This window comes from Streptomyces polyrhachis, assembly GCF_042663125.1.
In the GTDB taxonomy this organism is placed as follows: domain Bacteria; phylum Actinomycetota; class Actinomycetes; order Streptomycetales; family Streptomycetaceae; genus Streptomyces; species Streptomyces polyrhachii.
In genome coordinates this window covers 44,912-66,114 of the sequence record NZ_JBHSZO010000011.1, presented here as the reverse complement: position 1 = coordinate 66,114, position 21,203 = coordinate 44,912, and the positions used below count along the sequence as shown (strand labels likewise).

General features: G+C 71.3%; 14 protein-coding genes. 5 read left to right on the top strand and 9 right to left on the bottom strand.

The features are described from left to right. Window positions 1-41 precede the first annotated feature (41 nt). Window positions 42-1,106, bottom strand: a complete 1,065-nt coding sequence (locus ACFQLX_RS09430) for an LCP family protein (RefSeq protein ID WP_386413740.1) — start codon at window positions 1,104-1,106, stop codon at window positions 42-44. 335 nt (window positions 1,107-1,441) lie between these two features. Here ACFQLX_RS09430 and ACFQLX_RS09425 point away from each other — a divergent pair, with 335 nt between their 5' ends. The 4 genes from ACFQLX_RS09425 (at window position 1,442) to ACFQLX_RS09410 (ending at window position 8,562) form a co-directional block, all read left to right on the top strand. Further along, a complete protein-coding gene (locus ACFQLX_RS09425; protein WP_386413739.1) occupies window positions 1,442-2,449 on the top strand; it encodes a PLL family lectin in 1,008 nt (335 codons plus the stop codon). Window positions 2,450-2,529: 80 nt separating this feature from the next. Further along, the gene (locus ACFQLX_RS09420; RefSeq protein WP_386413738.1) at window positions 2,530-6,186 is read left to right on the top strand and encodes a bifunctional glycosyltransferase/CDP-glycerol:glycerophosphate glycerophosphotransferase; all 3,657 of its coding nucleotides are present in this window, start codon (window positions 2,530-2,532) and stop codon (window positions 6,184-6,186) included. Window positions 6,187-6,272: 86 nt separating this feature from the next. Further along, complete coding sequence (locus ACFQLX_RS09415) at window positions 6,273-7,049, top strand: endonuclease/exonuclease/phosphatase family protein (RefSeq protein WP_386413737.1); 777 nt, start codon at window positions 6,273-6,275, stop codon at window positions 7,047-7,049. Next, window positions 7,042-8,562, top strand: a complete 1,521-nt coding sequence (locus ACFQLX_RS09410) for a hypothetical protein (protein WP_386413736.1) — start codon at window positions 7,042-7,044, stop codon at window positions 8,560-8,562. Before ACFQLX_RS09415 ends, ACFQLX_RS09410 begins: the two co-directional genes overlap by 8 nt. A gap of 63 nt (window positions 8,563-8,625) precedes the next feature. On the opposite strand, the gene ACFQLX_RS09405 is transcribed toward ACFQLX_RS09410, so the two are convergent. The 4 genes from ACFQLX_RS09405 to ACFQLX_RS09390 form a co-directional block, all read right to left on the bottom strand. Next, window positions 8,626-10,752: a 3-hydroxyacyl-CoA dehydrogenase NAD-binding domain-containing protein gene (locus ACFQLX_RS09405; RefSeq protein ID WP_386413735.1), complete on the bottom strand. Its 2,127-nt coding sequence runs from the start codon at window positions 10,750-10,752 to the stop codon at window positions 8,626-8,628. Next, on the bottom strand, window positions 10,749-11,963 hold the full coding sequence (locus ACFQLX_RS09400) for a thiolase family protein (protein ID WP_386413734.1): 1,215 nt from the start codon (window positions 11,961-11,963) through the stop codon (window positions 10,749-10,751). The genes ACFQLX_RS09405 and ACFQLX_RS09400 overlap by 4 nt, the downstream gene beginning before the upstream one ends. Window positions 11,964-12,105: 142 nt before the next feature. Then, complete coding sequence (locus ACFQLX_RS09395) at window positions 12,106-13,422, bottom strand: HRDC domain-containing protein (RefSeq protein WP_386413732.1); 1,317 nt, start codon at window positions 13,420-13,422, stop codon at window positions 12,106-12,108. A gap of 94 nt (window positions 13,423-13,516) precedes the next feature. Continuing rightward, window positions 13,517-14,209 (bottom strand): LuxR C-terminal-related transcriptional regulator, encoded by a 693-nt coding sequence (locus ACFQLX_RS09390; RefSeq protein WP_386413731.1) that lies wholly within the window; start codon window positions 14,207-14,209, stop codon window positions 13,517-13,519. 351 nt (window positions 14,210-14,560) lie between these two features. On the opposite strand from ACFQLX_RS09390, the gene ACFQLX_RS09385 reads away from it, so the two are divergent. Then, window positions 14,561-14,947, top strand: coding sequence for an NTP pyrophosphohydrolase (locus tag ACFQLX_RS09385; RefSeq protein ID WP_386413730.1), 387 nt, complete (start codon window positions 14,561-14,563; stop codon window positions 14,945-14,947). Window positions 14,948-15,009: 62 nt separating this feature from the next. Here the strand turns inward: ACFQLX_RS09385 and ACFQLX_RS09380 are convergent, their stop codons facing one another. From ACFQLX_RS09380 to ACFQLX_RS09365, 4 genes are all read right to left on the bottom strand, one after another. Beyond that, window positions 15,010-16,491, bottom strand: a complete 1,482-nt coding sequence (locus ACFQLX_RS09380) for an amino acid permease (RefSeq protein WP_386413729.1) — start codon at window positions 16,489-16,491, stop codon at window positions 15,010-15,012. A gap of 126 nt (window positions 16,492-16,617) precedes the next feature. Next, the gene (dxs, locus tag ACFQLX_RS09375) at window positions 16,618-18,552 is read right to left on the bottom strand and encodes a 1-deoxy-D-xylulose-5-phosphate synthase (RefSeq protein ID WP_386413727.1); all 1,935 of its coding nucleotides are present in this window, start codon (window positions 18,550-18,552) and stop codon (window positions 16,618-16,620) included. 286 nt (window positions 18,553-18,838) lie between these two features. Then, window positions 18,839-20,152, bottom strand: coding sequence for a sugar ABC transporter permease (locus tag ACFQLX_RS09370; protein ID WP_386413726.1), 1,314 nt, complete (start codon window positions 20,150-20,152; stop codon window positions 18,839-18,841). Then, complete coding sequence (locus ACFQLX_RS09365; RefSeq protein ID WP_386413724.1) at window positions 20,149-20,940, bottom strand: ATP-binding cassette domain-containing protein; 792 nt, start codon at window positions 20,938-20,940, stop codon at window positions 20,149-20,151. Before ACFQLX_RS09365 ends, ACFQLX_RS09370 begins: the two co-directional genes overlap by 4 nt. Window positions 20,941-21,203: the final 263 nt, after the last annotated feature.

The following is a 21,203-nucleotide window of genomic DNA, read 5'->3' as shown; positions in this document are numbered from 1 at the left end:
GGGTGCGGGGGCGGCGCCTTCGCCGTGTCCGCGGCCGGCGGTCAGCCCTTGGCGGTCTTCTTCGCCGCCTCGGGGAGCGGCTGGTCGTTGCGCAGGGCCTCCCAGACCTGGCCGGCGAGCGGCTCCCTGGCCACCACGCGGTTGGGGTCGCGCTTGTCGTACTCCACCGGCATCATGACCATGTCCATGTTCGCGGTGTCCAGCCCCTGGAGGCTCCTGCCGAAGGAGGCGAGCTTGGTGACGGAGCCCAGCCCCTCGTCGGTGGTGAGGGTCTCGGTCGCCGTGTCGGCGATCTTGTAGAGCTTGGTGGGGCTGGTGGCGAGGTCCTGGTTCTTGACCTCGCCCAGCAGCGCCAGGATGAACTGCTGCTGCAGCCCTATGCGTCCGAGGTCGCTGCCGTCGCCGTAGCCGTAGCGGGTGCGGACGAAGGCGAGGGACTGCGTACCGTCGAGCCGGTGGCTGCCGGGCTCCAGGTCCAGGCCGGTCTTGGGGCTGTGCAGGGGCTGGTCGAGATCGACGGTGACGCCGCCGAGGGCGTCGACCAGCTCCTTGAAGCCGGAGAAGTCGATCTCCATGTAGTGGTCCATGCGCACCTTGGTCATGGCCTCGACGGTCTTCGTCACACAGGCCGGACCGCCCAGCGCGTACACGGAGTTGAACATCACGCGCTCGGCCCTGGGCAGCGTGGAGCCGTCGGCCCTGGTGCAGTCGGGCCGGGTGACGAGGGTGTCGCGCGGAATGCTCACCACGGTGGCGCGCTCCCGCCCGGCGGGTATGTGCACGACCATGGTGGTGTCGGAGCGCCCCCCGCTCACGTTCCCCCCGCCGCCGAGCGCCTTGTTGTCCCCCCCGGCCCGCGAGTCGGACCCGACGACGAGAATGTCCCGCGCCCCGGTCTCCACCTTGGCCGGCCGGTCGTCCCCGAGCGCCTGGTCCAGGTCGACGCTGTCGATGTTCCCGTCGATGCTGGAGTAGACCCAGTACAGGGAGCCGCAGCTGAGCAGCAGCAGCGCGAGCAGACAGAGCGCGACGATCCGCCCGGTCCGCCGCCGCTTCTTGGGCGCGCGGCGGCTCGGCTGGAACGACTGCTGGGCAGCGTGGCTCACAAAGGGTCCTTTCCATGACCGTCAGGGGTGACGGAGGGCGCGGCTCGGGGATCAGGTGTCCGCGGATGGCGCCACGAGTCCGCCTCCGTGCTCCGACTTATCCGAGGCGACAACGGTTGTACGAAAACGGCTGTGATTTTTCCGACGGCCGCCATGACGCGATCGCCTTTGACTATCGACATAAAATTTCCCGGTCGTTCATGCGTACGATAGACGGTCTTGTTCGTAGAGGGAGGGGAAGGTTGGGCATCGCCTCAGCACCGCCCCCCACTCCGAACTGGCTCTTCCGCGGGACCGACGGCCGACTCATTGCGTTCGCACCCACCGAGGGCGGCGTGGTCAGGTGGACCGAGCAGGCCGGCGGCGCCTCCTACGGGGCACTGCGGTGGTCCGGCCCCGAGTTGGTCGACGCACCCGGTCTCGAGTCCTGGCTGGGCTTCGCCCAGGACTTCAACGGCTACGTCCACTTGTTCGCCCGGAGGCGACGCGAGAAGGCCGACGGGACGGTCGCGGTCGATGTCGTACACGCCACGCAGTACCAGCCGGGCAAGGCGCTGCTGGGCTGGCGGTCCTTGGGAAACCCCCTGAAGGACGAAACCGCGACCGAGATCGGCGTCCCCGTCGCGGCGGTCGACGGTACGGGCGCCCTGCACGTCATGGTCCACCGGCACGGAACCGGACTGATGGCACGCCACCAGCCGGCCGGAGGGTCGTGGACGACCTGGTCCTCCCTGGAGGGGCGCTGGGTACGCGATCCCGGCGTACTCACCGTCATCGGGCCGACCTGCCGGATGGAGTTCCTCGCGCCCTACCGAGGCGGAGCCGTGCACTGGCTCCAGCAGCAACCCGGCGCCCCCTACCGCTGGGGCAGCAAGCTGGGCGTGGACGCCGAGCCCGGCTCAGTGGCCGCATTCGACTCCGGTCAGGACCGGATGACGTGCCTGTGGCGGGACGCGTCGAGCGGGATGCTGCTCGCGTTCCGCCCACCGGGGGCCGGTCGTCCGCCCGAGGGTCCCTTCGTCATCGATCCCGTTGCGGAGTCCGGGGGTCTGGGACCGGTGGCCGCCCAACGCGCACTGATAGACGGCTACGACTACACGGTCCTGGCCCGCACCCGGCCCGACGGCACGGTGCTCTTCGCGGCCTACGCCACCGGCTACGAACAGGCCGGCGTCTGGTGGTCCGAACTGGGTGGCCCTAGTGCCGCCGGACCGCCCGCGCTGGCCTTCGACGCCCGCGGGCTCCTGGTAGTCGCCCTCGTGTCGCAGGACGGCCGCCTGTGGACCACCCGCCAGAAGAACACCGGCGGCGGCCTCTCCTTCGAGAAATGGACCACTACATGAGCAGCTGCGACGGCGCAGCGGTGATCAGGACCGCCAGGCACCGCGCAGCCAAGCGGTTCAAGTCAGAGAGGGACGTGTAGATGGCTCCCAGGCTGAGTGTCATCGTCCCCTTCCAGGACGTGGAGACCTACCTCGACGACTGCCTGCAGTCGATCGCGCTGCAGACGTTCACGGACTTCGAAGTCATCATGGTCGACGACGGCTCCACGGACGACTCGACCCGGATCGCCGCCGGCTACTGCCACCGCGACCCGCGCTTCAAGCTGATCCGCCAGGAAGGCCAGGGTCCCGGCCACGCCCGCAACACCGGCATCCAGACCTGCCATCCCGAGGCCGAGTTCCTCGCCTTCGTCGATGGCGACGACGTCATCCCCGACTACACGTACTCCCTGCTCATCAAGACCCTCGAAGGGTCCGGTTCGGACTTCGTCTCCGGCAACGTACGGATGATGAACTCCACCACGATGTGGCAGTCCCCGCTGCACAAGGCGCCGATGAAGGCGAACAAGCGCGGTACGCACATCACCCGGCACCGGGAGCTGATCTACGACCGGACGGTGTGGAACAAGGTGTTCCGCCGATCCTTCTGGGACTACAACCAGATCGCGTTCCCCGAAGGCGTGCTCTACGAGGACTCCTGGGTCAACATGTACGCCCACTTCCGGGCGGAGAAGGTCGACGTCGTCACCGACTTCGTCTACTACTGGCGGCGCCGCGACGGCAAGGCCGCACCCTCGATCACCCAGCGCTACACCGAGATGGACAACCTGCGCGACCGCTTCGCGGCCGTGGACTCGGTCAGCACCTTCCTCGGCCAGCACCGCTCCAAGGCGTACACGGACTACAAGCGCTGGTACGACGAGATCTGCCTGAAGTCCGACCTCCTCATCCACCTCAAGGTGCTCCCCGACGCCGACCAGGAGTACCGCGACGCGTTCATGTACTGGGCCAACGACTTCCTGGACCAGGTCGACCCGGTGATCATCGACGGACTGCCCGCCGCGGACCGGGTCAAGTGGGCGCTGGTGCGCGAGGGGCGGCTGGAAGAGCTGCTGGAAACACTGGAGTTCGAGCGCAAGGGCGGCCCGATGCCGGTACGCCGCCGGCTGCGCCGCTACGCCGACCTGCCCCACCTGGGTAACCGGTCCACCGGCGTCGACAAGGACGCGTACCGGATGGACAAGGAGTTCGCCGTCTCCAGCCGGCTCTCCTCCGCCTCCTGGGAGGACGGCAGGCTGCACCTCACCGGCACGGCCTACATCCGGCTGCTCAACGTGCACAAGCGCCACATGTCGCGCAAGGCGATCGCGCTGCGCAAGCAGAAGACCAGGCAGTTCACCGTCATTCCGGCGAAGACGACGTACGCGCCGAACGCCACCGAGCACTCCAACCAGAGCCGCTACTGCTACGACTGGGCCGGCTTCGACACGGTGGTCAACCCTGAGCGGCTGAAGGAGAAGGGCAACTGGGTCGAGGGGACCTGGGACGTCGCCGCCGGCGTCTTCAGCCGCGGCCTCTTCCGCTACAAGGGGATCGCCACCGGTGACTCGGGCAGCGGCTCGCACCCGCCCGCGCTGTATGTCGACAACAACACGCGGGTGCTGCCGCTGTTCCGCAACGGTGTGCTGAAGATCCGCGTCGAGGTGGTGCGCTGCCGGATCGTCCGTCACGAGGTCAGCGACACGCATGTGCTCCTGTACGGCGTACTGCTGCACAGCGAGGTCCCCGAGCACGGCACCTTCAGGCTGCGCAGTCTGACCGGCGCGGCGCAGTTCGACGCACCCGTGTGGTTCACCTACGGCGGCGAGGGCTGGTGCCACTTCACCACCCGCATTCCCTTCGACAAGCTGGTGCCGCCCGGCCGCCGCGAGACCGCGGGCCAGAAGCCCAAGGCGTGGGCGATGGACACCAACGGCTGGAAGACGACCCTGGTGCTCCGCGGCCGCAAGCGGCCCCTGTACCCGGTGATGGCCGAGGACGTGGAGGACGGCCGTCATCTCACCCCGGCGCATCTGCAGTCCCGGTTCGGCGACCGCGAACTGGTGATCCACCGCAACGGTTCCGGCTACGTGGTGCTGTTCGAACGCGCGGCGCTGCCCACCGCGCACAGTTTCCGCTGGCGCGAGGACGGCACGCTGGGCATCTGGGGTACGTACCACGCCGCGGGGCGGCTCGATCCGCGGGAGCGGGCCGGTACGACAGTGGTGATGCGCTCCCGGGCCGGTGGCGTGGAGAAGGTCTTCCCGGTGAACTGGGAGGGCGACGGGTTCCACTTCACCTGCTCCCCCTCCCAGGTGCCCTCGCTGGCCGGACGCATACCGCTGGCCTCCGGCCGCTGGGACTTCTTCCTGCGGGTGCCCGGCGGGGACCGCGAGGACCTCATGCTCAAGACCGAGCGGGAGCTGATCGAGGACCTTCCCGCTGACATCGAAACGGGCGGGCGCCGCTACGAACTGCAGAGCCAGTCCTACGACCGCCTGACCCTCCTGGTGCACTCCGCGATGCCGGACCACGCCCGCGGCCCGTACCGGCAGAAGGAGCTGCGCGGCTCGCTCTACCCGGCGCAGCGCCGTGGCGCACTGCGGGAGACCGTGCTGTTCGACTCCTTCAAGGGCACGCAGTTCTCCGACAGTCCGCGGGCGGTGCTGGAGGAGCTGGTACGCCGGGGCGGCTGCGGGCTCGCACCGCAGTGGGTCGTACGCGACGACCAGGTCACCGTCCCGCCCGGGGTGGAGCCGGTGCGGATGTGGTCGCCCGAGTGGTACGAGGCGCTCGCCCGCAGCCGCTACATCGTCGCCAACAACCACCTGCCCGACTGGTTCGAGCGCCGCGAGGGCCAGATCGTGGTGCAGACCTGGCACGGCACCCCGCTGAAGAAGATCGGCCACGACATCGAGGCCGTGCACTTCGCCGACAAGCGCTACCTCGAACGGCTGGAGAAGGAGGTCCGCCAGTGGAGCATGCTGGTCTCCCCCAACAGCTTCAGCTCGCCCATCCTGCGCCGCGCCTTCGGCTTCGAGGGCGAGCTGGTCGAGACGGGCTATCCCCGTAACGACATCCTGCGTCGCCGCAACAACAGCGCCCGGGCCCGCCAGGTCCGGGAGTGGATCGGGATACCGCCCGGCAAGCGGGTCGTGCTGTACGCCCCCACCTGGCGCGACGACCAGTACCACTCCGCAGGCCGCTACAAGTTCGACTTCCGGATCGACCTCCAGCGCTTCCGGGAGGTGCTCGGCCACGACCATGTTCTGCTGGTGCGCCGCCATCCCAACGTCGTCGACCCGGTTCCGGAGGCAGGCGACGGATTCGTCTGGGACGTCTCCGAGTACCCGGACATGGCGGAGCTCTCACTGATCACCGATGTGCTGGTGACGGACTACTCCTCCCTGATGTTCGACTTCGCGAACACCGGTCGTCCGATGCTGTTCTTCACCTACGACCTGGAGCACTACCGCGACACCCTGCGGGGCTTCTACTTCGACTTCGAGCGCAGTGCCCCCGGCCCGCTCGTACGGACCTCGGAGGACCTCCTCGCCGGGATCCGGCACATCGACCAGGTGGCGGCGCACTACGCGAACGCCTACCGCTGGTTCCAGCAGCAGTTCTGCGATCTGGACGACGGCCGGGCCGCCCCCCGGCTGCTGGACCGGATGCTGGCGGCCGGCGGCCAGGAGGCGGCCTCGGGGACGAACCTCGCCGTCCCCCGCTCCACCACCGCCTACCGGGCGGCGGTATGAGGTTGCGGGCGTGGCCGGTACTGCTGGCCGCCGGGCTGATGGCTCCGGCGGCCTGCGGTGCTCCGGCTGCATCCGACGCTCCGGTTTTGGCGTCCACTCTGACGGTGCTGACCTGGAACATGTGCGGAGTGGAGCGCTGGAACGGCTGCGCCGGCACCGGGTCCGCGGCGGAGAAGGCCGCGGAACTGGTGCGGACGGTGCGAACCCAGCGGGCCGACGCCGTACTGCTGCAGGAGGCCTGTGAGCGCACCGCCGGACGGCTGCGCGAGGAGCGGAACGGGGAAAGCACTCGCTGGCAGGTGGCTTTCGAGCCCTACCGGACGCCGACGGGTGCGGCGGTCCGCTGTACGCGCGGCTCCGGCCGGGCGGGGATCGCGCTGGCCGTGCGGGGGCGGCTGGAAGACGTGCGCTACGTAGCCGCCCCGCAGCCGCACGACGATATACGGCGGGGCGTCCTGTGCGCCGCGCGCGCCGGGGACGGGGTGGAGCTGTGCACCGCCCATCTCACCCCGCACTTCGCCGCCACCCCGGGCCCCGACCCGCGTCCGGCTCAGTTGGCCGCCCTCGCCGCCGCGGCGGACGCCTCGCCGGCCGCCGTCTTCGGCGGGGATCTGAACACGCTGCCCCCCAAGGCGGAGGGCGGCGTCATGCCGTCGGGAGTCTGGCCGTCCACGCTGTACGACCGCTACCGGGAGTGCGGGCAGCACGGTCGGCGGGGCGGTCCGGCGACACCCACCCATGCCGGCGGATTCAAGATCGACTACCTGTTCACCGATCTTCGGAGGCAGGGTTGCCGCACCCTCGGCACCGCCTTCTCCGATCACGCAATGCTGTTGATGAGAGTAGAGCCCCACCATGTCTAAAGCTCCGGCCAAGAAGGGCAACCGTCCCCTGACCAACGGGATCGACGCGTCGGGAGCCTTCCCGGTCGAGTACCGTTTCGCCCACGCGAAGGGCGGCAACCGGCACCTCGTCGTCGTCTTCGCCAACTTCTCCGCACCCGACGACTACGGCTGGTCGAACGGCGTCTTCGACAACGTGCGGGCCAACATCCTGTGGATCCGGGACCGGTTCGACGGGATGAACAGCTACTACCTCTGCCGCGACATGGACTTCTCCCTCGAGCAGTCCGTCATGGGCGTCATCACCAACGTCATGCGCTCGCTGGGGCTCACTCCCGACGACGTCACGATGTGGGGCGGCTCCAAGGGCGGCAGCGCCGCGCTCTACTTCGGGCTGCGCTACGGCTTCCGCAACATCGTCTCGATCGTCCCGCAGTTCCAGATCGGCACATACGTGGCGACGGTCCACCCGAAGGTGGCCCGCTACATGCTGGGAGAGGGCGTACCCGCGCAGAACGTGCGGGCGGTGGATGCCGTACTACCCGAGCTGGTCCGTTCGGAGGTGAACCGCGAGGCCAACGTCTACCTGCTCTCCTCGCCGCAGGACGAGCAGTACAAGACGCAGGTGGAGCCGTTCCTGGGGCTGTTCCAGCGCTACGAGAACTTCAACTTCTTCTACAGCGAGTCCCCGACCATCACCGATCACACCCAGGTGACACGTCGCAACGTCCCCGTGCTGATCGGCCTGCTGAACTTCCTCGCCGACGGTCTCGCCCCCCGCCTGGGCTTCGTACGCAACGGCTACGAGGATCCCGACCACGACAGGTCGGCCATCCACGGCTACCTGAAGTCGACCTCCCTGGTGAAGGACAACTCCGTCTTCCCACCACCCGCGGTCCTCGACCCCGCCCCCCAGAGCATCCTGGGTTCCGGGCGCATCCGGTTCACCGGCTCCGCCCCCCGCGCGGTGCGGGTGAGCCTGTGGGAGCACGGCAAGTTCCTCGGCTCGCCGCCCGTGGCCGTGGACGGCTCGTGGACGTGGGAGCTGGAGCGGCCGTGGACCGCGGGCAAGCATCTGCTCCGCCTGTTCGGCGTGGATGCGGCAGGCTTCCACTCCGAGCGCACGGAGTTCCAGTTCACGGTGTCGCAGGGGGCGCCGCAGCAGCATCCGCAGCCCGCGCCGAACGCTGCCGCCCCCGTGGATCCTTCCTGGCGTGCCCAGGGCCTGACACCCCCCGTGGTCGCACAACCGGGGAACTACGAGCAGTTGGCGGCCGGACGGATCCGCTTCGCCGGGCAGGCGGCCGGCGCCTCCCAGGTCGGAGTCCGCGCTGACGGGCGACTGCTGGGCGGCTGCCGGGTCGCTCCGGACGGCAACTGGGTCTGGGAGGCCGAATGGGCGTGGCCCGAGGGGACCCACACGGTCGAGGTCGTCGCCGCGGACAGCACGGGAACCGAGTCCCCGGGCGTGCCGGTCGTCTTCTCGGTCATGCCCGTAGCGGTGCACTCCGGATACGGCGACCGCCGGTTCTGAGCAGCACACCACGAGGGCGCGCCCGCTGCGGGCGCGCCCTCGTGTGCTGCTGCGGATCGGCCGTTACGCCGGCACGCTCGCCACGCCCTCCGGGAGGAAGCGGCGGCCCAGGACGCGCTCGGTGACGCCCGCGCGGTCCAGGTACGGGGTGATGCCGCCCAGGTGGAAGGGCCAGCCCGCGCCCGTGATCAGGCACAGGTCGACGTCCTGCGCCTCGGCGACGACGCCCTCGTCGAGCATGAGGCCGATCTCCTGCGCGATCGCGTCCAGCGCGCGGTTACGGACCTGCTCCTCGGTCAGGACGGTGTCGCCGACCTGGAAGAGCTCGGCGACCTCCGGGTCCAGCTCGGGGGTGCCCGAGTCGTAGACGTAGAGGTTGCGCTTGCCGGCGGCGACCACGCGGCCCAGGTTCTCCGACTGGCGGAAGCGGTCGGGGAAGGACTCGGCCAGGGTGCCGGCCACGTGGTGCGCGACGGCCGGGCCGACCAGGTCCAGCAGCACGATCGGCGACATCGGCAGCCCCAGGGGCGCCAGCGCGCGGTCGGCGACCTCCACCGGGGTGCCCTCGTCCACCGCGCCCAGGACCTCGCCCATGAAGCGGGTCAGGATGCGGTTGACCACGAACGCCGGGGCGTCCTTGACCAGCACGGACGTCTTCTTCAGCTTCTTCGCGACGGCGAAGGCGGTGGCGAGGGTGCCCTCGTCGGTCCTCTCCGCCCGCACGATCTCCAGCAGCGGCATGATCGCGACCGGATTGAAGAAGTGGAAGCCCACGACCCGCTCGGGGTTCTTCAGCTGCGAGGCCATCTCGGTGATCGACAGCGAGGAGGTGTTGGTCGCCAGGATCGTGTGCTCCGGGACGACGGCCTCCAGCTCGGCGAAGACCTGCTGCTTGACGCCCAGTTCCTCGAAGACGGCCTCGATGACGAAGTCCGCGTCGCCGAACGCCTCGGCCTTGTCCAGGGAGCCGGTGACCAGGCCCTTGAGGCGGTTGGCCTTGTCCTGGTTGATCCGGCCTTTGAGCAGCAGGAAGTCGATCTGCTCGTGGACGTAGGCGACACCCTTGTCGATCCGCGCCTGGTCGATGTCCGTCAGCGTGACCGGCACCTCCAGGCGGCGGACGAAGAGCAGCGCCATCTGCGAGGCCATCAGGCCCGCGCCCACGATGCCGACCTTGTTCACCGGACGGGCCAGCGCCTTGTCCGGGGCGCCGACGGGGCGCTTGGCGCGCTTCTGCACCAGGTTGAAGGCGTAGATACCGGAGCGCAGTTCACCGCCCATGATGAGGTCCGCGAGGGCCTCGTCCTCGGCGGCGAAGCCCTGGCGCAGGTCGCCGTTCTTCGCGTTCGCGATGATGTCCAGCGCGCGGTACGCGGCCGGGGCGGCGCCGTGCACCTTGGAGTCGGCGACCGCGCGGCCGTGCGCGACGGCGGCGTCCCAGCCCTCGCCCCGGTCGATCTCGGGGCGTACGACCTCGGTCTCGCCCGTCAGGACGGACGCGGCCCACAGCAGCGACTGCTCCAGGAAGTCCGCGCCCTCGAAGATCGCGTCCGCGATGCCGAGGTCGCGGACCTGCCTGCCCTTGAGCTGGCGGTTCTGGTTGAGGCTGTTCTCGATGATCACCTTGACCGCGCGCTCGGCGCCGATCAGGTTGGGCAGCAGGGTGCAGCCGCCCCAGCCGGGGACCAGGCCGAGGAAGACCTCAGGCAGCGAGAAGGCCGGCAGCGCCGCCGAGACGGTGCGGTACGTGCAGTACAGGCCGACCTCGACGCCGCCGCCCATCGCCGCGCCGTTGTAGAAGGCGAAGGTGGGGACGGGCAGCGCGGTCAGGCGCTGGAAGACGGCGTGGCCGCCCTGGCCGATGGCCAGCGCGTCCTCCCGGCGCCCCAGCAGCTCGACGCCCTTGAGGTCGGCGCCGACGGCGAAGATGAACGGCTTGCCGGTGACACCGGCGGCCGTGATCTCGCCGGCGGCGGCCTCGCGCTCGACCTGGTCGATCGCGGCGTCGAGGTTGGCCAGCGACTGCGGGCCGAAGGTGGTCGGCTTGGTGTGGTCCAGGCCGTTGTCCAGGGTGATCAGGGCGAAGCGCCCGGCGCCCGGCAGGTCCAGGTGGCGGACGTGCGCGGCGGTGACGACCTCGTCGGGGAAGAGCGCCGCGGCGCCCTTCAGCAGTTCGGCGGTGGTGCTCACTTGCCCTCCCAGTGGGGGTTCTCCCAGATGACCGTCGCGCCCATGCCGAAGCCGACGCACATGGTCGTGATGCCGTAACGGACCTGCGGCTGCTCCTCGAACTGCCGCGCCAGCTGCGTCATGAGACGCACGCCGGAGGAGGCCAGCGGGTGGCCGTAGGCGATGGCGCCGCCGTACTGGTTGACGCGCGGGTCGTCGTCGGCGATGCCGTAGTGGTCGAGGAGGGCCAGCACCTGCACGGCGAAGGCCTCGTTGATCTCGAAGAGGCCGATGTCGTCGATGGTCAGGCCGGCCTTGGCCAGGGCCTTCTCCGTCGCGGGGACGGGGCCGTAGCCCATGACCTCGGGCTCGACGCCGACGAAGGCGTAGGACACCAGGCGCATCCGGACCGGCAGGCCCAGTTCCTCGGCGACGTCCTCGGCGGCCAGCAGGGAGGCGGTGGCGCCGTCGTTGAGGCCGGCCGCGTTGCCCGCGGTGATCCGGCCGTGCGGGCGGAAGGGGGTCTTCAGCCCGGCCAGCGACTCCATCGTGGTGCCCGGCCGCATCGGCTCGTCGGCGGTGGCCAGGCCCCAACCGGTCTCGCCCGCCTGCTCGTTGGTGCGGCGGATGGCGATCGGCACCAGGTCCTGCTGGATCCTGCCGTCGGCATACGCCTTGGCGGCCTTCTCCTGGGAGCGCACGGCGTAGGCGTCGGCGCGCTCCTTGGTGAGGTGCGGGAAGCGGTCGTGCAGGTTCTCCGCGGTCATGCCCATGAAGAGGGCCGACTCGTCGACCAGCTTCTCGGAGACGAAGCGCGGGTTGGGGTCCACGCCCTCGCCCATGGGGTGGCGGCCCATGTGCTCCACGCCGCCGGCCACGACCACGTCGTAGGCGCCGAAGGCGATGGAGCCGGCCGTGCTGGTGACCGCGGTGAGCGCGCCGGCGCACATCCGGTCGATGGAGTAGCCGGGGACCGACTGCGGCAGGCCGGCCAGGATGCCGGCGGTGCGGCCCAGGGTCAGCCCCTGGTCGCCGATCTGCGTGGTGGCGGCGATGGCCACCTCGTCGATCTTCGCCGGGTCCAGCGCCGGGTTGCGGCGCAGCAGCTCACGGATGCACTTGACGACCAGGTCGTCGGCGCGGGTCTCGTGGTAGATGCCCTTGGGGCCCGCCTTGCCGAACGGGGTCCGGACGCCGTCGACGAAGACGACATCCCTAGCGGTACGAGGCACGGCTCTCCTCCGGGGGGGTGGGGTTACGTACGAGCCATGCTACTCGCGAGTAACAGGTACGCCCAGGCCGGGCCGCGCTAGCGGCGCATCTCACACACCGCGCCCCCGCGACCGTCCTCCGCTCCCCCTAACTCCCCCGCCCTCACTTCCCCAGCACCGCCGCCAGCAGCGGCGCCACCAGCTCCACCTGCCACTGCCGCGCGCCGTGGGCCCGCAGGAAGGCGCCCACGGCCGCCTCGTCCGCCACGGCCGGCGGCTCCCAGCACAGCCGGCGCACCGTGTCCGGCGTGATCAGGTTCTCCTGCGGCAGGTCCAGCTCCTCGGCCCGCGCGGAGACCGCGGCGCGGGCGGCGGCCAGCCGCGCGGCGGCGGCCGGGTCCTTCTCCGCCCAGGAGCGCGGCGGCGGCGGGCCGTTGAGCACGGCGCCCAGCTGCGGCAGCTCGCTCTCGGGCAGCTCGCGCGCCCGGTCCACGGCCGACTGCCACTGCTCCAGCTGGCGGCGGCCCGTGCGCTGCCCGAAGCCGGGCAGCGCCGCCAGCGCGCCCACGCTCGCCGGGAGCTTCAGCGCGGCCTCCACGATCGCCGCGTCCCCGAGCACCTTGCCCGGCGAGACGTCGCGCCGCTGCGCGACGCCGTCCCGGGCGAGCCACAGCTCGCGCACCACGGCGAGCTGCCGGCGCCGGCGCAGCTTGTGCATCCCGGAGGTACGGCGCCAGGGGTCGCTGCGGGGCGCGGGCGGCGGGGCGGCGGCCAGCGCGGCGAACTCCTGGCGCGCCCACTCCAGCTTCCCCTGCCCCGCCAGCTCCTCCTCCAGGGCGTCGCGCAGGTCCACCAGCAGTTCCACGTCGAGCGCGGCATAGCGCAGCCAGGGCTCCGGCAGCGGGCGGGTGGACCAGTCGACGGCGGAGTGGCCCTTCTCCAGGGCGAAGCCCAGCACCTTCTCCACCATCGCGCCCAGCCCGACCCGGGCGAAGCCCGCGAGCCGGCCGGCCAGCTCGGTGTCGAAGAGCCGCTTGGGGCTCATGCCTATCTCGTGCAGGCAGGGCAGGTCCTGGGTGGCGGCGTGCAGCACCCACTCGGCGTCGGCGACAGCGGCGCCCAGAGCGCTGAGGTCGGGGCAGCCCACCGGGTCGACCAGGGCCGTCCCCGCGCCCTCGCGGCGCAGCTGGACGAGGTACGCACGCTGCCCGTAGCGGTAGCCGGAGGCGCGCTCGGCGTCCACCGCGACGGGGCCGCGGCCCGCGGCGAAGGCTTCGACCACCTCGGCCAGGGCGCCCGGGGAGGCGACCACCGGGGGGACGCCCTCGCGGGGCGCGAGCAGCGGGACCGGCTCCTGCTCCGCGGCGCCTCCCGCGTCGGCGGGGCTGCCGGCGCCGGCAGCCCCGTCAGGGACTGCGCCGTCCGTACCGGTTACTTCCCGCGCGGTGTCGTTTGCTGCGGTGTCTTGAGCGTCGGTCACCTGTCAAGGGTATCCGGGCGCGCCGACAGCCCGCCGACAGTACGGGCCCGTCGACGGAACGTTCCGTCGACGGGCCCGGTGGGAATGTACAGATTCAGTGGATGATGCCGGTCCGCAGCGCCACCGCGACCATGCCGGCCCGGTCACCGGTGCCGAGCTTGCGGGCGATGCGCGCGAGGTGCGACTTCACGGTCAGCGCGGAGAGCCCCATCGAGACCCCGATCGCCTTGTTGGACTGGCCCTCCGCCACCAGCCGCAGCACCTCGACCTCGCGGCCGGACAGCTCCCGGTAGCCACCGGGGTGGCCCGGCGCCCCCTCGCCGCGGCCGGGGGCCCCGCCCGGGGCTCCGGGGCGGCGGTGCAGCCGGCCGGCGGCGGCGCCGATGTGCGCGGCGCCGGGGCGGGTGCCCAGGCCGACGTTGGTACGGGTGCCGGTGACGACGTAGCCCTTGACCCCGCCGGCCAGCGCGTTGCGTACCGCGCCGATGTCGTCGGCGGCGGAGAGGGCCAGGCCGTTGGGCCAGCCCGCGGCGCGGGTCTCGCTCAGCAGGGTCAGCCCCGAGCCGTCCGGGAGGTGGACGTCGGCGACGCAGATGTCACGCGGGTTGGCGATCCGGGGGCGGGCCTCGGCGATGGAGGACGCCTCGATCACGTCGCGGACGCCGAGGGCCCAGAGGTGGCGGGTCACGCTGGAGCGCACCCGCGGGTCGGCCACGACGACCATGGCGGTCGGCTTGTTGGGACGGTAGGCGACCAGGCTTGCGGGTTGCTCGAGCAGTACGGACACCAGGCCTCCTGATGATGCGGGGACTTTTGCACGGGGGGATCCACTGGGGAGGGGAGCCTTCGGGTCGGAAGGGTCAATCAGTTCTTCGGCACGGGGCGGGCGCGGCTTTAGGCAAGATCGCGGATTGATTTCTACTAATTCGGGCAATTCGGATGCGTTATCGACTGGCTCGTACGGCTCCGGACGCCCCTCCCCGGGGTCGCGCCGGGGTCCCGTGGGCACTGCGGGGCGGGCGCGGGGCCCGTATCGTGGAAAGCCCGGTGGCCGGGGGCCGTAGAGCGGGCCGACTGGCAGCCGATTCACATACGCGCAGGTCAGCGACCCGGTCGGGAGACTGAGGAGCTGGGCACCATGGCCGATGAGAAGCCGCTCGTCGTCGTTGACGCAGCCAATGTCGTGGGCTCCGTGCCCGACGGCTGGTGGAAGGACCGCAAGGGCGCCGCGACCCGGTTGCGGGACTCACTCGATCCGGTGGTCGAGAAGGGCGTCCCGGGGCATCCGGGTCCGGCGGAGGTGGTGCTGGTCGTGGAGGGCCAGGCGCGCGGGGTGGACTCGGTGGAGGGGGTGCGGGTGGAGTCCGCGCCGGGCAGCGGGGACGACCACATCGTCTCCGTGGTGGCGAAGGCCGATCCCGAGCGCGACCGGGTGGTCGTCACGGCCGACCGCGGGCTGCGCGACCGGATCGAGGCGCTGGGCGCGACGAGCGTGGGGCCGAGCGCGGTGCGGCGCAAGTCCTGAGGGGTACACAGCAGGAGGGGCCGCCCGGTGCGACACCGGGCGGCCCCTCCTGCTGCGTGCGGTCAGCGGGGCGCTGAGGCGCTGTTCAGGCGGCTGTGGCTGCGGCCGTACGCGTAGTAGACCGCCACCCCCACGGCCATCCAGACGCCGAAGCGGATCCAGGTCTCGGCCGGGAGGTTCAGCATCAGCCAGAGCGAGGCCAGCACCGACAGGGCGGGGACCAGCGGGACCAGCGGGGTGCGGAAGGAGCGGGGCAGGTCGGGGCGGGTGCGGCGCAGGACGACCACCCCGAGGGCGACCACGATGAAGGCGAAGAGCGTGCCGATGTTCACCAGCTCCGCCAGCTCGTCGATCGAGGTGAAGCCGGCGACGACGGCCACCACCGTGCCGAGCAGGATCGTCGAGCGGTAGGGCGTGCCGAACCTCGGGTGGACGTGGGCGAAGAAGCGCGGCAGCAGGCCGTCGCGGCTCATGGCGAAGAAGACCCGGCTCTGGCCGAGCAGCAGGATCATGCAGACCGTGGTCAGGCCGATGGCCGCGCCGAAGCTGATGGTGCCGGCGAAGAAGGGGGCGCCGACGGCCTTGAAGGCGTCGGCGAGGGGGGCGGCGGTGGACAGCTCGGTGTAGTGCTGCATGCCGACGACGACCAGCGAGACCAGTACGTACAGCAGGGTGCAGATGGCGAGGGAGCCGAGGATGCCGCGGGGGATGTCCTTCTGCGGGTGGATGGTCTCCTCGGCGGCCGTCGCCACGACGTCGAAGCCGATGAAGGCGAAGAAGACCACCGCCGCGGCGGTGAAGATGCCCAGCACGCCGAAGGTGGTGGGGGTGTAGCCGGACATGAGCTGGATGAGGGGGGCGTGGATGCCGGTGTCGCCGGGGGTGCTCTTGGCGGGCGGGACGAAGGGGGTGTAGTTGGCGGCCTTGACGAAGAAGGCGCCGGCGATGATCACCAGCAGCACCACGGCGACCTTGATCGCCACGACGACCGAGGTGACGCGGGAGGAGAGCTTGGTCCCGGCGACCAGCAGGGCGGTGAGCGCCAGGACCAGCAGGCAGGCCAGCAGGTCGAAGCCGAAGTGCCCGTCGTGCGTACCGGACAGGGCGTCGGGCAGGGGGATGCCGGCGGAGTCCATCAGCGAGCGCAGGTAGCCCGACCAGCCGACCGCGACCACCGCGCAGCCCAGCGCCAGCTCCAGGATGAGGTCCCAGCCGATGATCCAGGCGGGCAGTTCGCCCAGGGAGGCGTAGGAGAAGGTGTACGCCGAGCCGGCCACCGGCACGGTCGAGGCGAACTCGGCGTAGCACAGGGCGGCGAGGCCGCAGACGACGCCCGCGACGACGAACGACAGCGCGGTCGCCGGGCCGGCGGTGTCGCGGGCGATCTTTCCGGTGAGGACGAAGATGCCGGTGCCGATGATGACGCCGACGCCGAAGACGGTCAGGTCGACGGCGGTGAGGGACTTCCTCAGTCCGTGCTCCGGCTCCTCGGTGTCCCTGATGGACTCCTCGACGGACTTCGTACGGAAGGCGCTGCTGCGCATCGGGCACTCCTTCACGGCGGGGTGGTGGCCATGGGTGCCCGTTTCCGGGTGCGGGAAAGCCGGGGGCCGGGCCGCTCACCTCGTACGAGTGAGCGACCCGGCCTCCGGGTGGGTCAGTCGGCCGCCTCAGTCGCGGGCGGGCTCGCGCGCTGCCTCGCTGGCGTCCTCGCCGGCGTGGCGGTCGATCCGCGCCACCAGGCCCGTGATCTGGCGGGCGATGTCCGGGGCGGTGAGGCCGATCTCGGCCAGCACCTCCTTGCGGGAGGCGTGGTCGAGGAAGCGCTCGGGGATGCCGAAGTCGCGCAGCGGCAGGTCCACGCCCGCGTCGCGCAGGGCCTGGGAGACGGCCGAGCCGACGCCGCCGCTGCGGCTGTTGTCCTCGACGGTGACCACCACGCGGTGGCGCGCGGCGAGGGGCGGCAGCTGCTCGTCGACGGGCTTGACCCAGCGGGGGTCGACGACCGTCGTCGTGATGCCCTGCTGCTGCAGCATCTCGGCGGCCTCCAGGCACATCGGTGCCAGCGCGCCGACGGAGACCAGCAGCACGTCGGGCTGCCCGTCCTCCCCCGTGCCCGCCTCGCGCAGCACGTCCATGCCGCCGATCCGGCGCAGGGCCGGGACGGCGGGGCCGACGGCGCCCTTGGAGTAGCGCACCACGGTGGGGGCGTCGTCGACCTCGACGGCCTCGCGCAGCTGGGCGCGCAGCTGGTCGGCGTCGCGCGGGGCGGCGATCCGCAGGCCGGGGACGACCTGGAGGATCGACATGTCCCACATGCCGTTGTGGGAGGCGCCGTCGGTGCCGGTGATGCCGGCCCGGTCCAGGACGAACGTCACGCCGCACCTGTGCAGGGCGACGTCCATCAGGACCTGGTCGAAGGCGCGGTTGAGGAAGGTGGCGTAGACGGCGACGACCGGGTGCAGGCCGCCGGTGGCCAGGCCCGCGGCCGAGACCGCGGCGTGCTGCTCGGCGATGCCCACGTCGTAGGTGCGCTCGGGGAACGCCTCGCTGAAGGGGTGCAGGCCGGTGGGGCGCATCATCGCGGCCGTGATGGCGACGAGGTCCTCGCGCTCGCGGCCCAGGGCGACCATCTCCTCGGCGAAGACGGAGGTCCAGTCGGCGCCGGAGGTGGCGACGGGCAGGCCGGTGTCGGGGTGGATGACGCCGACCGCGTGGAACTGGTCGGCCTCGTCCTCGCGGGCGGGGCGGTAGCCGCGGCCCTTCTCGGTGAGGCAGTGCACGATCACCGGGCCGCCGAAGCGCTTGGCGCGCTGCAGGGCGGACTCCACGGCGGCGATGTCGTGGCCGTCGATGGGGCCGACGTACTTCAGGCCCAGGTCCTCGAACATGCCCTGGGGGGCGATGAAGTCCTTCAGGCCCTTCTTGGCGCCGTGCAGGGTCTCGTAGATGGGCTTGCCGACGACCGGGGTGCGGTCGAGGAGGTCCTTCGTACGGGCCAGGAAGCGCTCGTAGCCCTCGGTGGTGCGCAGGGTGGCGAGGTGGTCGGCCAGGCCGCCGATGGTGGGGGCGTAGGAGCGCTCGTTGTCGTTGACGACGATGACCAGGGGGCGGTCCTTGGCGGCGGCGATGTTGTTGAGCGCCTCCCAGGCCATGCCGCCGGTGAGGGCGCCGTCGCCGATGACGGCGACCACGTGGTCGCCGGTGGCGCGGACCTGGTTGGCCTTGGCGAGGCCGTCGGCCCAGCCCAGCACGGTCGAGGCGTGGCTGTTCTCGATGACGTCGTGCTCGGACTCCGCGCGGGAGGGGTAGCCGGAGAGGCCGCCCTTGGTGCGCAGGCGGGAGAAGTCCTGGCGGCCGGTGAGCAGCTTGTGGACGTAGGACTGGTGGCCCGTGTCGAAGAGCACCCGGTCGCGGGGCGAGTCGAAGACCCGGTGCAGGGCGATGGTCAGTTCGACCACGCCGAGGTTGGGGCCGAGGTGGCCGCCGGTGCGGGCGACGGACTCCACGAGGAAGGTGCGGATCTCCGCGGCCAGGTCCTCCAGCTGTGCGGGGGTGAGGCCGTCCAGGTCGCGGGGGCCGGTGATGCGGGTCAGCAGGGGCACCCGTTCCTCCTAGGTGTACGTCGCGCGGAGCGCGGAGCGCGGGTGTGGGCGTGGTCCGCGTTGAGTCTAATCTTCCGGCCGGGTCGCGGCTTCGCCGGTGTGGTTTTCGGGTTGCGTCGCGGTACGTCGAGGTCCCGTCGCGCCGGCCGGCGCGGTTCCGGCTTCGCCGGGAGTCCTCACCGCATCCGGCAGCGCGCTCCGCCCGCGGGCCGGACGGGCCGGGGGGTGTGCCCCCCGGGCGTGCGAGAACCCCGCCCGGGGCGGGCGGGGTTCTCGGCGGGGTGCGTTACGCGCGGCCTGCTGTCTTCTGGGTTTTGCGGGAGATCGAGTCGATGACCACCGCGGCGAGGAGGACACCGCCGGTGATCATGTACTTGACCGGTTCGGCGATGCTCTCCAGCTGGAGGCCCTTCTGGATCGAGACGATCACCAGGACGCCCAGCAGCGCCGACCAGGTGCGGCCCCGGCCGCCGAAGAGGCTCGTACCTCCGATGACCGCCGCGGCGATCGCGCTCATCAGGAGGTCGCCCGAGCCCGCGCCCTGGTTGGCCGCGGAGATCTTCGAGGCGATCAGCAGGCCGCCCATCGCCGCCAGCGTGCCGGAGATGGCGAAGACGGAGATGCGGACCGCGGTGACGTTGATGCCGGCGCGGCGGGATGCCTCGACGCTGCCGCCGAGGGCGAAGACCTTGCGGCCGAAGGAGGTGCGGCGCAGCACCAGGTCCGTGACCACGACGACGACGAAGAAGATCACCAGCGCCAGCGGCAGGCCCTTGTACTGGTTGAGGACGTACGCCGAGCCGAAGGCGAGGACCGCCAGCGCGGCGGTGCGCACCGCGATCTCGTTGACGGGCCGCGAGGGCACGCCGACCGCGGCGCGGCGGCGGCTGTCGAGGAAGGCCGAGAGGAAGTACAGCCCCACGGCGACCACGGCCAGCCCGTAGGCGGCGGCGACGTCCGTGAAGTAGTAGCCCGTGAGCTTCTTCAGCAGCCCGGTGTCGGGGATGTTGATGGTGCCGTTGGAGCCGAGGATCTGCAGCATCAGGCCGTTCCAGGCCAGCAGTCCGGCCATGGTGACGACGAACGCCGGCACGCCCACGCGGGCGAAGAAGTAGCCGTGGACGACGCCGACCAGGGTGCCGGCGAGGATCGCCAGGACCAGCGCGAGCCACTCCGGTACGCCGTGGCTGACGTTGAGCACCGCGAAGGTGGCGCCCGCCAGGCCGCTCACCGAGCCGACCGAGAGGTCGATCTCGCCGAGGAGCAGGACGAAGACGATGCCGACGGCGATCAGGCCCATGCCCGCGATGTCGACGGAGATGTTGGAGAGGTTCTCCGCGGAGAGCATGAGGGAGTTCATGCTCTGGAAGATCGCCAGGATGACGACCAGGCCGACGACGACCGGCACGGAGCCCAGTTCGCCGGAGCGCATCCGGCGCCTGAACTCGCCGAGGTAGCCGGCGAAGCCCTGCTCGCGGACGAGCAGTCGGGGGTCCACCGCGGCGCTGGCGCCCGCGGCGGCGGGGGCGGCGTCGACCGGCGCGGCCTGTGCGGGGACCACGACGGGCGTGCCCTGCTGGGAGGTCTTGTCGGTGCTCACTTCGCGACCTCCCCGTGGGAACGGGCCTTGCGGCGCGTCACGGCGTTCTCCGTGGCGCCGGTGATGGCGGAGATGATCTCCTCCTGCGAGGTGGTCCGCACCTCGAAGACGCCGTTGTTGCGGCCCAGGCGCAGCACGGCGACCTTGTCCGCGACGGCCTTGACGTCCGCCATGTTGTGGCTGATGAGGATCACGGCGAGGCCGCGCTCCCGCAGCCGCTCGACCAGGTCCAGGACCTGCGCGGTCTGCTCCACGCCCAGGGCGGCGGTGGGCTCGTCGAGGATGACGAGCTTGGGCTCGCCGAGCAGCGAGCGGGCGATGGCCACGGTCTGGCGCTGGCCGCCGGAGAGCGAGGCGATGGGGATGCGCACGCTCGGGATGCGGATGGAGAGCGTGGTGAGCAGCTCGCGCGAGCGGCGCTCCATCTCGACCTCGTCCAGCACGCCCCGGCTGCGCAGTTCGCGGCCCAGGAAGAGGTTGCCGACGACGTCGAGGTTGTCGCAGAGCGCCAGGTCCTGGTAGACGGTCGCGATGCCCAGGTCCTGGGCGTCGTGCGGCTTGTCGATACGGACGGACTCGCCGCCCCACTCGATCTCGCCGTCGTCGATGGGGTGGACGCCGGCGATCGTCTTGACCAGCGTGGACTTTCCTGCGCCGTTGTCGCCGACCAGGGCGACCACTTCGCCGGCGTGGACCTCAAGCTCTACGTCGGTGAGTGCCTGCACCGCACCGAACCGCTTGGAGACCCCGCGCAACGCCAGCACGGGCGTAGCGGACAAGTGAACCATCTCCTTCGCCGCCTGACCGGCGGGATGCCCGCGCCAACGGGGTTGCGCAGCACGGGGGTTGAGAAAAACGGGAGCCTTGGATGGAGTGAACTCCCCGGCGGGGGACCGATCAAGACTCCGGGCGGTATTCCGTCCGGCCCCCGCCCCGCGGCAGCGGGGGATGAAGTCGGGGGCGGGGGCCGGGCGGGCTCCGGGGGCCGGGCGGGGGCGGTGCCCCGTACGGCCGCGGCGGCTGCCGGAGGGGGAGCTCCGGCGGCCGGGAG

Bases quoted from the DNA above. Each gene is read 5' to 3' on its own strand.
- ACFQLX_RS09385 (WP_386413730.1), top strand. From the start codon at position 14,561: ATGGCCGATGAGAAGCCGCTCGTCGTCGTTGACGCAGCCAATGTCGTG.
- ACFQLX_RS09410 (WP_386413736.1), top strand. From the start codon at position 7,042: ATGTCTAAAGCTCCGGCCAAGAAGGGCAACCGTCCCCTGACCAACGGG.
- ACFQLX_RS09380 (WP_386413729.1), bottom strand. From the start codon at position 16,491: ATGCGCAGCAGCGCCTTCCGTACGAAGTCCGTCGAGGAGTCCATCAGG.
- ACFQLX_RS09365 (WP_386413724.1), bottom strand. From the start codon at position 20,940: ATGGTTCACTTGTCCGCTACGCCCGTGCTGGCGTTGCGCGGGGTCTCC.
- ACFQLX_RS09420 (WP_386413738.1), top strand. From the start codon at position 2,530: ATGGCTCCCAGGCTGAGTGTCATCGTCCCCTTCCAGGACGTGGAGACC.